Genomic DNA, 13,983 nt, shown 5'->3' on the forward strand with positions numbered 1-13,983 from the left:
CCGAACCGGCGACAACCGTGGTCACCGAGCAGGCAGGAGAGCTCGCATGAATGACGACGACGCCGCCCGTCACCTGCCCGATCCGTCCAAGCGCACCCCGGTTACCACCTACCGACTGCAGTTGGGAGAGTCGCTGACCTTCGACGACGTGCGCGCCCAGCTGCCCTACCTGCGCAGACTGGGCGTGACCGACCTGTACCTCTCCCCCGTCCTGGCGGCCAGCCCGGGCTCGACCCACGGCTACGACGTCGTCGACCACACCCGCATCAGCGCCGTGATGGGCGGTCGGGAGGGCCTGGAGAAGCTTGCCCGCGAGGCCCACGCCGCCGGCATGGGCGTGGTGGTGGACATCGTCCCCAACCACATGTCGGTGCCGACCCCGGTATGGCACAACCCGCCCCTGTGGTCCGTGCTGCGGGACGGAGCGGACTCACCGTATGCCGCCTGGTTCGATGCCCCCCGCGGCGAGAAGCTGCTAATGCCGGTGCTCGGTCAGCGGATCGGGCAGGCCCTGACCGACGGCGAGTTCACCGTGGAGCGCATGGTCATACCCACCGAGCCGGAGCGGGGCGAGCAGTGGGTGCTGCGCTACTACGACCACGTCTTTCCGCTCGCCGCGGGCACCCACGCCCTGCCCTTGCCGGAGCTGCTGGGCCGCCAGCACTATCGGCTCGCCTACTGGCGGGTGGGTGACGAGGAACTGAATTACCGGCGCTTCTTCGACATTGCCACGCTGGCGGCCGTGCGCGTGGAGGACCCGGAGGTCTTCGCAGGCTCGCACGCACTCATCCTGGAGCTGGTCGACGCCGGGGCGATCGACGCCCTGCGGGTGGATCACCCCGACGGCCTGTCCGACCCGGAGGGCTACCTGGATCGGCTCGCCCAGGCCACGGGCGGCGCCTGGGTCGCAGCGGAGAAGATCCTCGCCCCCGACGAACTGCTGCCGTACTCCTGGCGCGCCGCCGGCACCACCGGATACGACGCCGCCTGGCGCATCGACCAGCTACAGGTCGATCCCGCAGGAGCCCGCACGCTTGGCGCCCTGATGCGAGAACTCACCGGTAACGTGCCGATCGACTACGCTCGCGTTTCCGGCGACGCCAAGCGGGAGATCATCGCCGGCTCCCTGGCCTCAGAAGTGAACCGGCTGGTGGACCTGCTGCACGCCATCACCTCCCGGGACCTGTATCTGTCCGACCACACCTTCCGGGACCTGCGCGCCTGCGTGGTCGAACTTCTGGTGGCCGCTGACCGCTACCGGGCCTATGTGCTTCCGGGACGGCAGGCCGACGCGGAGCAGGCCGCCGTGTTGCGGGACACCGCCGCACGAGCGCGCGCCCACCTGACTCCCGACCAGTTCCCCACGCTCGACCTGGTGGTGGCGCTCCTGCTGGGCGAGCAGGTTGGCTCCGGTGAGCCCTCGGACTCACCGGAGCGGGCGGAGATCATCACCCGCTTCCAGCAGGTGTGTGGCGCGGTCACCGCCAAGGGCGTGGAGGACACCACCTTCTACCGGTGGACGCACCTGACCAGCCTGACCGAGGTGGGCGGCGACCCCGCCGGTTTCGCCCTACCCGCCGATGAGGCGCACGCCTGGGCCGGGCGCGTCCAGCGCAGCTGGCCCGCCACCATGGTCACGTCCACCACCCATGACACCAAACGCAGCGAGGACGTGCGCGCACGCATCGACGTGCTCGCCTCCTACGCCGCCGAATGGGCCGAGGTAGTTCATCGGCTGCGTGATCTGACCGCGGGTATACGCCCCGCCGATCTGGATGGGGCCACCGAGAATCTGTTGTGGCAGACGCTGTGGGGCACCTGGGCTCCCGACTCCGGAGACCCCATCACCGGCGAGCGGCTGGGGGCCTACCTGATCAAGGCGGCCCGCGAGCAGAAGTCGTGGACGACGTGGACGGCACCGGACACCGAGCGCGAGGGCCAACTGGCCTACTACGCAACCGCCCTGCTGGCGCGCGCGGACGTGGCCGAGGAGCTGAACGACTTCGCCGCACTGACGTCCCGCGCCGTGCGGGACACCATCCTGGCGAACAAGGCGATGACGCTCACCTGGCTCGGAGTCGCAGACGTTTACCAGGGCAGCGAGGTCACCCGCACCTCACTGGTGGACCCGGACAACCGCCGCCCGGTCGACTATGACTCCGACGGTGGTCTGCGTGCCGCCCTCGACCGGGTGGAGCAGGCCGAGCCGCATGCCGAACTGACGCTGGATGAGGCCAAGCTGCGCCTGACCAGCCGACTGTGTCGGCTGCGCGCCGAAAGGCCCGAGACCTTCGTCGGCGAGCGTTCCGGCTACATGCCGCTGCCGACGACTACCGCCTGCGCCTTCGCCTACGCCCGTCTGTTGGACGATCAGGCCGATGTCGTCGTGGTGGTGCGACGCCTGGGGCGTCGTCTCGAACGACTCGGCGGCTGGGGCGGCCACACCATTGTGCTGCCGCAGGGCGAGTGGACCGATGTTCTCACCGGCGCACCGGTGTCCGGCGGCACCCGGCTCCTGGCCGACGTCGTCGGCGGGGAGTCGGTGGTGGTCCTGGCCCGCCCGCACCGCGAGCAGCCCTGAGGCTCGCCCGCGCCGCGCGGCCCGGCTACTGCTGCGCCGCGGCGTCCGAGTCGTCGCCGACGCCGCCGCGCAGCGCACCGATCCGGCTGCGCGCAGCGGCAACGCCCGCCTCCGCACGGTGCTTGAGCTCCAGTGCCTTCACCAGCCCGGCGTACACGCGCGGCCGCACCAGCAGGTCCCACGGTCCGGGCACGGATACTGGACCGTCGGCGGTGAACTTGGCCTTGAAACTGCCGACGCCGTTCAGTTCGGGGGTTCGCTCGGACCCCACCCCCATCAGGTCCCAGGTGCGCGCGCCGCGCTCGCGCAACCAACAGCCCGCCTTGTACACGAGCGCGTCGGCGGCCAGGCTGCGCCGCCCCTCGGCGGTGGAAGCGGCATAGTAGTGCGCCGCACCGTCGCCCCACAGGGTGTCGATGCTCCAGGCCAGCGCCTCCCCGCCGTTCCGGCGCACCACGTACAGTCGGCAGTGGTCGGTGCCGAGCGTGCGCAGCATGGTCCGGTAGGTGTCCTCCGGGGCGGCGTGGAAGCCGTCACGGTCGCCGGTCTCCAGGAGGATCTGGTACAGCTCCCCGAATACCTGCTCGGCCCGGTCCGTCTCATCGTGGAAGGTCAGCTCGGTGTTACGCAGCGCCTTGCGCACGTCCCGGCGCCCGCGTGACTTGAAGGATGCCAGGAAGGCCTCGTCGTCCTCCCGGTCCAAGTTCAAAATGATGGTGCGGTCGTGGGGCATGGTCTGCAGCAGTTCGTGCAACTCCGGGGCGGAGTGGGTGCAGTGCAGGCGCACAAAGACAATGGCCGGGTCGTGGAAGCGCACGCCCTGAACCAGCAGTTCCCGCAGCTCGGCCTCCTCCTCGGCGGTCGGCTCTGCGCCCAGCCACACCGGGGCGTGCCGGGCCCACAGGTAGGGGAAGCCGCGCACGGACATGCGGGTTAGCGAGATCAGGGCGCGGGGGGTGCCGTCGGAGGCGGAGTAGACCAGTCGTCCCCAGGGCTCGCGTCCGTCCACGGCCGCGTCGAAGGCGTCCCACGCGGCGCTCTGCTCGATGGGCAGCGTGGTGTCGGCGTCGGCGGCGATGTGCCGGAAGGTCTCCCAGTCGATGCGCCGCATGGTGCCGCCGGATGCGCGGGGGTGGCGTTCTCGGGCAAGGTCATGGATGGGGTTCCTGTCCTGTCTTGGGGCTGATGGTGTCGCCGCCGCGAGCTGCGCCCGCCTGGCCGGTCTCACGATAGACCAGGAGACGGGCCTGCGGTGCGCTTGCGCCTGAGACGTGTCCGACGGCGGCCCTTGACACGGCGTGGCGACGCGGTGGGCGCACGCGCGCCGGTAGCCTGGGGCGGTGGCTGATATCCCCCGCGCGTCGGCCCCAGAGTCGGCCGCATCCTCGATGCCGGAACGTTTCCGCACCGCTCTGCTGTCACTGCGCGAAGTCGCCCGACCGCGCGGCCTGATTCTGGAGGAGGTGCCCGCGCCGTCTCGGCTCGCCCCCTACGCCGCCGCCCTCACGGCGGAGACGGTTCAAACGGAGGCGGGCACGCCGCTGGCCTCTGGACGCTTCGTGGTGCTGCACGACCCGGCGACGCAGCCCGCTTGGGACGGCGACTTCCGGCTGGTGGTGATGGTGCGTGCACGGGTCGATGAGGCCATCGGCGCGGACCCGCTGCTCGGCGCCGCCGCCTGGTCCTGGCTGACCGACGCGCTTGAGCATGCCGGCGCCGGCCGACACGCCCTGGTCGGCACCGTCACCCGGGTGCTGTCCGACACCTTCGGAGGCCTGGAACTGACCGACGCCAGCGCCCAGGTGGAGATCCGCTCCTCCTGGACTCCGACCACGCCCGACCTCGGCCCGCATTTGCAGGCCTGGTACGAACTGATTCACTTGGCGGCGGGGCACGAGCCGGAAAGCGCCGTCCCGTTGGGCCTGGCGGGAGCGACGCGATGACCGCCGCCCCCGCACCCAGCCCGGCCGCCGTCCCGGGCACAACCGACCGCCCGGTCCCCGCCGACGCCGTCGTCGCCTATCAGCAGCCCGCCGAGGGGCTGCCCGCCGTGACCGACACGCCTGCCGCACTCGCCCGCCAGGCCGCCGCCCTGGCGGCCGGCACCGGGCCGGTTGCCGTCGACGCCGAGCGGGCCTCCGGTTTCCGCTACGGTCAGGACGCCTACCTGGTGCAGCTGCGCCGCGCGGGCGCCGGGACGGTGCTGGTGGACCCGCAGGGCGCGGGCGAGCTGTCAGCCCTGGCCGCCGCCCTGGACGGCCCGGAGTGGGTGCTGCACGCCGCCGACCAGGATTTGCCCTGTCTGACGGCGTTGGGGCTGTCCACCGAGCGCCTGTTCGACACCGAGTTGGCGGCCCGCCTGCTGGGGCGCGAACACGTGGGGCTGGGCGCCGTCATCGAGGAGACGCTGGGACTGCGTCTGGCCAAGGACCATGCGGCCGCCGACTGGTCGACGCGGCCGCTGCCGGAGTCGTGGCTGGTTTACGCGGCGCTCGACGTCGAACTGCTGTTGCCCCTGCGCGACGCACTCGCTGAAGAACTGCATGCGGCCGGGCGCGCCGAGTGGGCGGCCGAGGAGTTCGCCTACGAACTGGCCCATCCTGCCCGGGCGCCCCGTCCCGATCCCTGGCGGCGCACGCCCCGCTCCGGCCCGGCGCTGCGTTCGCCCCGCTCGGCGGCGGTGCTGCGTGAGCTCTGGATCGCGCGCGAGGAGCTCGCCCGGCAGTTGGACGTGACCCCGTCGAAGGTGCTGCCCCACCGGGCCCTGGTGGCGGCGGCGGTGATACGCCCGACGTCGCCGCGCCGGCTGGCCGGCCTGCGGGAGTTCTCCTCGCGCACGGCGCGCCAACACCAGGAGCTGTGGTGGCGGGCCGTGGAGCGCGCCCTGGAGCTGCCGGAGGATCAGCTGCCGCCCGTGCATGCGCCACTGGCCCCGGGAGAGCTGCCACAGCCGCGCTCGTGGCCGCGGCATCATCCCGAATCGGCGGCGGCACTGGAGCGGGTACGCGGCGGCGTGCGGGAACGCGCCGAGCAGTTGCGGATCCGCCACGAGGTACTGCTGGGCACGGACGCACAGCGGCGTCTGGCGTGGGAGGTCGGCGAGGCCGAGGCCGCTGGTCGGCGCGTCGACGTGTCCGTGGCGGGTGTGTCCGCCCTGTTGGCCTCCTTCGATGCGCGTCCCTGGCAGATCGAGCAGGTGGCCCGGTCGCTTGCCACCGCCCTGCACTGATCCGCACCAGACCTCCGTCCCCTCGCCGAGGCCGGTCGAAGTAGCAGCGCAAAGCCGAACCGCCCCCGGCACGCGTTACGTGCCGGGGGCGGTTCGCGCAGCGGGCGCAGAAGATCAGTGCACTGTGAACCCGTGCGCGCGGAAGATCTGGCGGGTGGACTCCACCAGTTCAGGCTCGGGCGGACGGGTGTCGCGGAGCTTGTACTCCAGCTTCAGCGCATCCCATTTGTCGGTGCCCATCTGGTGGAATGGCAGCACCTCAACGCGGGAGACCACCGGCCGCCAGCGCTCCACGATGCGGGCCACGTTCTCCACGTTCTGCGGGTCATCTGTCAGCCCCGGTACCAGCACGAAGCGCACCCAGGTCTCGATGCCCTTGGCGGCCAGACGGTCGCCGAAGTCGATCGTCGGGGCGAGTTCGCGGCCGGTGACCTTCTTATAGGTCTCCTCGTCGCCGCTCTTGACGTCCAGCAGCACCAGGTCGATGTTGTCGAGCATCTCATCCGAGGCGTGCTGGCCGAGGTAGCCCGAGGTGTCGATGCAGGTGTGGATCCCCATGGCCTTCGCGCCGGCGAGGATGCGTGCGGCGAAGGCCGGCTGCATGAGCACCTCCCCACCGGACAGGGTGATGCCGCCGCCGGTGGCCTTGAAGACGTTCCGGTAGCGCCCGATCCGGCGTAGGAGCTCGTCGGCTTCAACCGGCTCGCCGTCCCGCATGAGGAAGGTGTCCGGGTTGTGGCAGTAAAGGCAGCGCAGCGGGCAACCGTTGAGGAAGATCGTCATCCGGGTACCCGGCCCGTCGACGGCGGTAACCAGCTCCCAGGAGTGGATGGACCCCAAGGTGCCCTCACGCATGCGGGCGAGGCGCTCGGATCTCTGAAGGTCGGTCAGCTCCTCGAGCCCGCCGATTCCGGCCCCGCGCAGACGGGCGGCCGGGGCCAGAAAGTCCTGGTCCCGGCCGCCGATCTGCTCCGGGGTGATGGTCTCAGTCATCTGAGTCCCTCACCCGTGTCGGTTCAGGCGCCGGCGTGGAAGGTGCGGTTGAGCACGTCGAGCTGCTGCTCGCGGGTCAGCTTCACGAAGTTGACGGCGTAGCCGGAGACACGCACCGTCAGGTTCGGGTAGTTCTCCGGGTGCTCCATGGCGTCCTCCAGCGTGCTGCGGTCCAGCACGTTGATGTTGGCGTGGTACAGGCCCTTGACTCCGCCGTTGTCGTCGCGCTGAGCCTTCATGGACTCCAGGCGCTCTTCGTATGTGGGCATGTGCGGCCCCTTTCTAATGGTGAGAATGAGTTGATTCAGATGGTCTGGTGGCAACCGCCGGGGCGGCGCGATCAGGCCTCGACGTTCTCGGGGACGAACCCGGCGTCGAGGATGCCCACGAGGTTGGACACGCGCTCGTCGAGCGTGCGGCCCAGGCCCTGGGGCGTGATGGTGTTGGTCAGGGAGATGCCGTCGAGGGCGTCGTTGTAGTCAAGCTTGCCGACGCTCAGCATGGAGGCGACCATGCCGTGCGTGTCCATGCCGTTCTCCGGGTTGGCACCCGGGGAGAAGGGGGTGCCCTTCTGGTGGCCGGACGGGAAGGAGCCGGTGGCCTTGCCGTAGACGACGTTGGAGGTGATCGTCAGCACGGACTGGGTCGGGATGGCGTCCCGGTACAGGGGCTGCTCCTTGATCTTGGACATGATGGTGTGGACCACCGTCGCGGCGATCTCGTCGGCGCGGTCGTCGTCGTTGCCGTAGATCGGGAAGTCGCCCTCGGTGACGTAGTCGACCACGAGGCCGGTCTCATCGCGCACCGGCGTGACCTTGGCGTACTTGATGGCACTCAGCGAGTCGGCGACGATCGACAGGCCCGCGATGCCGCAGCCCATGGTGCGCACGATGTCGGAGTCGTGCAGCGCCATCTCGATGGCCTCGTAGGCGTAGCGGTCGTGGCAGTAGTGAATGATGTTCAGCGCCTCGACGTAGGTGCCGACCACCCAGTCGAGCATCTTCTCGTACTTGTCCCAGACCTCGTCGAAGTCGAGCGGGGCGTCGCCCTCGATGCCGGGCAGGCCGGTGACGACCTGCTTGCCGGTCATCTCGTCGCGGCCGCCGTTGATGGCGTACAGCAGCGCCTTGGCGGCGTTCACGCGGGCACCGAAGAACTGCATCTGCTTGCCGACCCGCATCGGGGAAACGCAGCAGGCGATGGCGGCGTCGTCGCCCCAGTGCTCGCGGATCTGCTCGTCCGCCTCGTACTGGATGGCGGAGGTGGTGATGGAGATCAGGGCGCAGAAGTCCTTGTAGCCCTTGGGCAGGTCCTCGTTCCAGAAGATGGTGATGTTCGGCTCCGGGGCCGGACCCAGGTTGCGCAGAGTCTGCAGCAGCCGGAAGGAGGTCTTGGTGACCAGCGGGCGGCCGTCCTCGCCGAAGCCGGCGTCGGACCAGGTGGCCCAATAGGGGTCGCCGGAGAAGATCTGGTCGTAGTCGGTGGTGCGCAGGAAGCGGGTGATGCGCAGCTTCATGACGATGTTGTCGATGAGCTCCTGGGCGCGGGACTCGTCGATGACGCCGTTCTTCAGGTCGCGCTCGAAGTAGATGTCGAGGAAGGCGGACAGGCGACCGATGCTCATGGCGGCGCCGTCCTGGGACTTCACGGAGGCCAGGTAGGCGAAGTAGGTCCACTGCACGGCCTCGTGGGCGTCCTTGGCGGGGCCGGAGATGTCGAAGCCGTAGGAGGCGGCCATGTTCTTGAGCTTCTTCAGCGCCTTGATCTGCTCGGCGTGCTCCTCGCGGTACCGGGCCCAGTGCTCGGAGAAGGGCTTGTCGGCAACGGCGTCCTTGGCCTGCTGCTTGAGCTCGATGAGGCGGTCGACGCCGTACAGGGCGACGCGGCGGTAGTCGCCGATGATGCGGCCGCGGCCGTAGGCGTCGGGCAGGCCGGTGATGATGTGGGAGCTGCGGGCGGCACGGATGCGCGGGGTGTAGATGTCGAAGACCGCGTCATTGTGGGTCTTGCGGTAGCGGGTGAAGATCTTCTTGACCTCGGGGTCGACCTCCTTGCCGGCCTCCTTGATCGCCTGCTCCACCATGCGCCAGCCACCGTTGGGCATCATGGCGCGCTTGAGCGGGGAGTCTGTCTGCAGGCCGACGATGACGTCGTCGTCCTCGCTGATGTAGCCGGCAGGGAATGCGTCGATGTCGGACGGGGTGTGCGTGTCGACGTCGAGGATGCGCACCTTGCGCTCCTCAGACAGGTAGTTCTTCTCCAGGGTGTCCCACAGGCGCAGGGTCTTGTCGGTGGCGCCGGCAAGGAACGACGCGTCGCCCGCGTACGGGGTGTAGTTACGCTGGATGAAGTCCCGGACGTCAATATCCTCGGTCCACGGGCCCTTGGTGAAGCCCTCCCACGCGTCGCGGCTGGTGGTCTCGTCCGCAGTGGCGGATGCTGTGACCTCGGTTGTCATCCGTGCCCTCCTATAGGGTGGGTGGCTCACGCCACCCGATGGTGTGCGCCCTTGTGAGGCGTGGCGGTACATCGTTGCGCCGTCGAGTTAAGACTAGGCCAGACGTCCCGCTTTGTGTCATGCCGATTCAAAACCACCCGGTGGGATGACTCACAGCCACTACCCAGCCCAACCTAACCTAGGACGTTAGTCCTAGGCGTCGGCGCAACCTGTTCCTCCGGTCACCACTCCCCGCGAACACCCAAGAACCGCACAATCACGGCGATCCGCGCCCGCCCCGGCAATCTGCTCTAGATACCCTCATGCCAGTCCGTCGCGCGCGCCGCCTCCGGTCGCGTGCCGCTCGTTCAACCGGACGACGCCGACGCATCGCCCCGAGCCACGCTCCACCCCCAGCCTGGGACTGGTGTCCTACATCTGCGTGGGTGCGCCGGTCGGGGCCGAGATCAGCCCCTGCCGTCCGGGGCCGTGTCCGGATTCACGAGGCGACGCACCGCTGCGCAGATCCCCGCGCGGTCCATGCCGAAGTCGGCCAGCAGCTGCTCGCGCGTGGCCGTCGGCAGGAAGCGGCGCGGCACACCCAGCCGGGCTACGCGGGGGACCTCCGCGACTCCGTCCGCAAGGGAGGCGTCCTCGACGGCGTCGCGCAGCTGCGAGCCCACGCCGCCCTCCACGAGCCCGTCCTCCACCACCACCGTGCCGCTCGCGGCGCGGGCGAGCTCGACCAGCGCGTCCGGCACCGGCACGGGCCAGCGCGGACACACCACCCGCACGGCAACCCCCTCCGCAGTCAGGCTCCGCCCGGCGTCGAGCGCGTTCTCGGCCATGGCACCCACTCCAACCAGCAGCACCGGCCGCTCCCCCGCCGTGTCTAGCAGAACGTCCACGGCGCCGAAGGGCCCGTCGTCCTCCCCCACGGTGCGCACGGCCGGCAGCGGGGCGGGTAGGGAGCCCTTCGGATAGCGCACCACCGTGGGCGCATCGTCCACGTCGACCGCATCCCGCACGGCCTGGCGCAACGTGGCCTCGTCGCGGGGCGCGGCCAGATGCAGGCCGGGCACGTGCGCCAACAGCGCCATGTCCCACATGCCATTGTGGCTGGCGCCGTCGGTGCCGGTGATGCCGGCCCGATCCAGCAACACGGTGACGCCGGCCCGGTGCAGGCCCACGTCCATGAGCACCTGGTCGAAGGCCCGATTGAGGAAGGTCGCGTACAGCGCGACCACCGGATGCAGGCCGGCGAAGGCCATGCCGGCCGCGCTGGTGAGCGCGTGCTGCTCGGCGATGCCGACGTCGATCACCCGATCGGGCAGCGCGTCGGCCAGTGGCTGCAGACCGACCGGCTGTTGCATGGCGGCGGTTATGCCCACAACCCGCTTGTCGGCACGAGCCAGCGCCAGCAGCTCCTCGGCGACGACGGCGGTCCACCCGAAGCGGGAGGGCACCACCGGCAAACCGGTCTCCGGGTGGATGCGGCCGACGGCGTGGAAGCGGTCGGCGGCGTCCTCCTCGGCCGGGGTGTAGCCGCGCCCCTTCTCGGTGATGACGTGGACGATCACCGGTTCGGTGTAGTCCCGCGCCCGGGCCAGGGCGAACTCCACCGCGGTCTCGTCATGCCCGTCGACCGGCCCGGTGTACTTGATGCCCAAGTCCTCGAAGAAGGCCGAGGGCACCAGGATGTCCTTGAGACCGCGCTTCAGGCCGTGCAGCGCATCGAAGGCGGCGCGCCCCGGAGCACCTTGCGACAGCAGCGTGTGCTTCACACTGGACAGCATGCGCTCGTAGCCGGGATTGGTGCGCAGCGCGTCCAAGTGGTGCGCCAGTCCACCGATGGTGGGCGCGTAGGAGCGACCGTTGTCGTTGACCACGATCACCAGGTGCTTATCGGCGGAGTCGGCAATATTGTTCAGCGCCTCCCACGCCATGCCGCCGGTCAGCGCCCCGTCACCGATCACGGCGACGATGTGCCGGTCGCGTCCCTGCAGGTGGTTGGCGCGGGCGATGCCGTCCGCCCAGGACAGGGCGGTAGAGGCGTGGGAGTTCTCGACGACGTCGTGAATGGACTCCTGCCGGGAGGGGTAGCCGGATACGCCGCCGCGTTCGCGCAGCCGACTGAAGTCCTGCCGACCGGTGAGCAGCTTGTGCACGTAGGCCTGGTGGCCCGTGTCGAAGACGATGGTGTCGCGCGGAGAGCGGAAGGTGCGGTGCAGGGCCAGGGTCAGCTCGACGACCCCGAGGTTGGGGCCGAGGTGCCCGCCGGTGCGCGCCACCGTGGCCACCAGGTAGCGGCGGATCTCGGCCGCGAGCGCCTCGATTTCGTCACTGGTCAGGCCGCGCAGGTCGGCTGGGCGGTGGATGCGGCTGAGCAGTGGCGTAGCGGGCAGGGATGAGGGGGTGCCGACGGCGTCGGGAACACCACCTGTGCGGTCAGCACCGGCCGCGCCGAGGGTGGCAGGGGTCTCACTCATCGGCGCGTCTCCTCCTATTGCCGGTCGGGTTGCGGCGGCACGCGGGGAACCGCTGCCACCACGGCGTCCCAGCATATGCACATCCGCGCCGGGCGGGCCGCCACGACCCGCGGCCCACTAGGCGCCACAAGCGGACACCGTGCAGCCGGGAACACGTAGGGTTGGCCCCGGACCGTGCGCACCGCCCGACGGGCGCCCTGCGCCGACCCACCGCTTTCAGGAGGAACGATGAGTACCACAGCGCCGTACGGGACCTGGCCCTCGCCGATCACCCCCGGAACCATCACCACCCGCACCCTGTCCCTGTCACAGGTGCGCGTGGATGGCGGGGACACCTACTGGGTGGAGCAGCGCGCCTCCCAGGCCGGCCGCCAGGTCCTGCTGCGCCGGGACGGCGACGGACAGATCGGTGAGGTACTGCCGCTGACGCCGGCCGACGAGCTGGTGGACGCCCGCACCCGCGTGCATGAGTACGGCGGGCGCGCCTACGCCGTCGACTCCGGCATCATCGTCGTCTCCCACGCCGGCGATGGGCGCCTGTACCGCTACGACGTCGCCCACCGGCTGCGCGGCCTGGTGCCGCTGACCATCTACGGGGACGTGCGCCACGGCGACCTGGAGATCGACACCGCCCGCGGCCTGGTCTACGCGGTGCGCGAGGACCATCGCGGCGACGGCGAGCCGGTCAACACGCTGGTGGCCATTCCGCTGGACGGCTCGGCCGCCCGCGACGACGCCGCCTGCACCACGATCGTGTCCGACACCGACTTCGTGGTCTCCCCCACGCTGTCGCCGGACGGGGAGCACCTGGCCTGGATCACCTGGAACCACCCGGACATGCCCTGGGACAACGCCACCCTGCACGTGGGTGACCTGCTCCCGGACGGCACCATCGGCTCCCAGACCGTCGTCGACGGGGGCGCCGGCTATTCCGTGTCCGAGCCGCGCTGGACCGAGGAGTGCGAACTCGTGCACGTGTCCAACGCCTCCGGCTTCTGGAACCTGTACCGCACCGAGGGATTCCCGCGCCGCGGCACCAACCGCGAGGGCTGGACCGAGTCTCTGCGCACCCGCCCGCTGCACCCGATCGACGCGACCTTCACCTCCCCCGCCTGGGTGCTGGGGCCGCACCACTTCGACGTGCTCGACGGCGAGCATTTGATCGCCTCCTGGGCGCGCGACGGCGTGTGGCACCTGGGCACGGTCAAGCTGGCCAATGGGGAGCTGGAGGAGTGGAACGTCGGCTGGCAGCCGATGGGCAACGTCGCCTCCTCCGGGGGACGCGTCGTCATGCTGGCCGGCAGTGAGACCGAGCTGCCCAGCATCGTGGAGGTGCGTGGACGGCAGGTGGAGATTCTGCGCGGCTCGGGTGACTTCTCCGCTCACGACGCCGGCATCTCCTTCGCCGAGCCCGTCTCCTGGCCCACCACCGACGGCGCCACCGCGCACGGCTTCTTCTACGCCCCGGCCTCCTCCGCCTATGTCGGTCCCGACGACGAGCTGCCGCCGCTGATCGTGGGCGTGCACGGCGGCCCCACCGCCATGGACCGCACCGGGTATGACCTGCGCATCCAGTTCTGGACCAGCCGCGGTTTCGCCTATCTGGCCGTTAACTACCGTGGTTCGACCGGCTACGGCTCGGACTACCGGCGCCTGCTGAACGGCAAGTGGGGCGTGTACGACGTTGACGACGTCGTCTCGGGGGCCCAGTTCCTGGCCGACTCCGGCAAGGTGGACCCGGCCCGCATCGCGGTGCGTGGTGCCTCCGCCGGCGGATTCACCGCCCTGGCGGCGCTGGCCCGCTCCGACGTGTTCAGCGCCGGCACCTCCCTGTACGGGGTGGCCGACCTGGCCCAGTTGGCCCGCACCACTCACAAGTTCGAGTCCCGTTACATTCAAAGGCTGGTGGGCGCGGACGACCTGGATGACCCGGTCTACGCCGAGCGCTCCCCGATCAACCGCATCGATGACATTCACGCCCCGCTGTTGCTGTTGCAGGGCAGCGCCGACCCGATCATTCCGCCCGCTCAGGCCACCGGCATGTACGAGGCGGTCAAGGCCAAGGGGCTGCCGGTCGCCCTGGAGGTCTTCCAGGGCGAGGGGCACGGCTTCAGCCTCGCCGCCAACGTGCACCGCGCCTACCAGGACGAGCTGAGCTTCTACGCACAGGTGTGGGGCCTGGCCTCCCCGGTGCTGGAGCGGGTCGCCCTGCACGTGGATAACCTGGACCGCTGACACCCGCGCCGGCCGTGAC

Annotated in this window: 9 protein-coding genes; 4 read left to right on the forward strand and 5 right to left on the reverse strand. The window is 70.2% G+C overall.

Annotated features, from left to right (window positions below; all coding sequences use genetic code 11):
• Positions 1-46: 46 nt before the first annotated feature.
• Entirely contained in the window at positions 47-2,581 is a 2,535-nt protein-coding gene (gene treY, locus C3B71_RS08005; RefSeq protein ID WP_108967266.1) for a malto-oligosyltrehalose synthase, read from the forward strand.
• 25 nt (positions 2,582-2,606) lie between these two features.
• Here treY and C3B71_RS08010 read toward each other — a convergent pair whose 3' ends face one another.
• Positions 2,607-3,692, reverse strand: coding sequence for a lipid II:glycine glycyltransferase FemX (locus C3B71_RS08010; protein ID WP_108967268.1), 1,086 nt, complete (start codon positions 3,690-3,692; stop codon positions 2,607-2,609).
• A 277-nt stretch (positions 3,693-3,969) separates the two neighbouring features.
• On the opposite strand from C3B71_RS08010, the gene C3B71_RS08015 reads away from it, so the two are divergent.
• Both C3B71_RS08015 and C3B71_RS08020 read left to right on the forward strand, forming a co-directional pair.
• The gene (locus C3B71_RS08015; RefSeq protein WP_108967270.1) at positions 3,970-4,524 is read left to right on the forward strand and encodes a DUF3000 domain-containing protein; all 555 of its coding nucleotides are present in this window, start codon (positions 3,970-3,972) and stop codon (positions 4,522-4,524) included.
• The gene (locus C3B71_RS08020; RefSeq protein WP_108967272.1) at positions 4,521-5,810 is read left to right on the forward strand and encodes an HRDC domain-containing protein; all 1,290 of its coding nucleotides are present in this window, start codon (positions 4,521-4,523) and stop codon (positions 5,808-5,810) included. The genes C3B71_RS08015 and C3B71_RS08020 overlap by 4 nt, the downstream gene beginning before the upstream one ends.
• Before the next feature lie 114 nt (positions 5,811-5,924).
• Here the strand turns inward: C3B71_RS08020 and pflA are convergent, their stop codons facing one another.
• The 4 genes from pflA to dxs form a co-directional block, all read right to left on the reverse strand.
• Positions 5,925-6,803, reverse strand: a complete 879-nt coding sequence (pflA, locus tag C3B71_RS08025; RefSeq protein ID WP_108967274.1) for a pyruvate formate-lyase-activating protein — start codon at positions 6,801-6,803, stop codon at positions 5,925-5,927.
• Positions 6,804-6,826: 23 nt separating this feature from the next.
• Entirely contained in the window at positions 6,827-7,072 is a 246-nt protein-coding gene (gene grcA2, locus C3B71_RS08030) for an autonomous glycyl radical cofactor GrcA2 (RefSeq protein WP_073331841.1), read from the reverse strand.
• 71 nt (positions 7,073-7,143) lie between these two features.
• Positions 7,144-9,261 carry a formate C-acetyltransferase gene (pflB, locus tag C3B71_RS08035; RefSeq protein ID WP_108967276.1) on the reverse strand — a complete coding sequence of 706 codons (2,118 nt, stop codon included), beginning with the start codon at positions 9,259-9,261 and terminating at the stop codon, positions 7,144-7,146.
• 446 nt (positions 9,262-9,707) lie between these two features.
• Positions 9,708-11,729 (reverse strand): 1-deoxy-D-xylulose-5-phosphate synthase, encoded by a 2,022-nt coding sequence (gene dxs, locus C3B71_RS08040; RefSeq protein ID WP_108967278.1) that lies wholly within the window; start codon positions 11,727-11,729, stop codon positions 9,708-9,710.
• A 228-nt stretch (positions 11,730-11,957) separates the two neighbouring features.
• Here dxs and C3B71_RS08045 point away from each other — a divergent pair, with 228 nt between their 5' ends.
• Complete coding sequence (locus tag C3B71_RS08045; protein ID WP_108967280.1) at positions 11,958-13,964, forward strand: alpha/beta hydrolase family protein; 2,007 nt, start codon at positions 11,958-11,960, stop codon at positions 13,962-13,964.
• The last annotated feature ends 19 nt before the right edge of the window (positions 13,965-13,983 follow it).

Source organism: Actinomyces sp. Z16 (genome assembly GCF_003111765.1).
GTDB lineage: Bacteria > Actinomycetota > Actinomycetes > Actinomycetales > Actinomycetaceae > Actinomyces > Actinomyces glycerinitolerans.

What these genes read in the sequence shown, in the direction of transcription:
- dxs (WP_108967278.1), bottom strand. Translation starts at nt 11,729, where the DNA reads ATGAGTGAGACCCCTGCCACCCTCGGCGCGGCCGGTGCTGACCGCACA.
- C3B71_RS08045 (WP_108967280.1), top strand. Translation starts at nt 11,958, where the DNA reads ATGAGTACCACAGCGCCGTACGGGACCTGGCCCTCGCCGATCACCCCC.
- grcA2 (WP_073331841.1), bottom strand. Translation starts at nt 7,072, where the DNA reads ATGCCCACATACGAAGAGCGCCTGGAGTCCATGAAGGCTCAGCGCGAC.
- treY (WP_108967266.1), top strand. Translation starts at nt 47, where the DNA reads ATGAATGACGACGACGCCGCCCGTCACCTGCCCGATCCGTCCAAGCGC.
- C3B71_RS08010 (WP_108967268.1), bottom strand. Translation starts at nt 3,692, where the DNA reads ATGCGGCGCATCGACTGGGAGACCTTCCGGCACATCGCCGCCGACGCC.
- pflA (WP_108967274.1), bottom strand. Translation starts at nt 6,803, where the DNA reads ATGACTGAGACCATCACCCCGGAGCAGATCGGCGGCCGGGACCAGGAC.
- pflB (WP_108967276.1), bottom strand. Translation starts at nt 9,261, where the DNA reads ATGACAACCGAGGTCACAGCATCCGCCACTGCGGACGAGACCACCAGC.
- C3B71_RS08020 (WP_108967272.1), top strand. Translation starts at nt 4,521, where the DNA reads ATGACCGCCGCCCCCGCACCCAGCCCGGCCGCCGTCCCGGGCACAACC.
- C3B71_RS08015 (WP_108967270.1), top strand. Translation starts at nt 3,970, where the DNA reads ATGCCGGAACGTTTCCGCACCGCTCTGCTGTCACTGCGCGAAGTCGCC.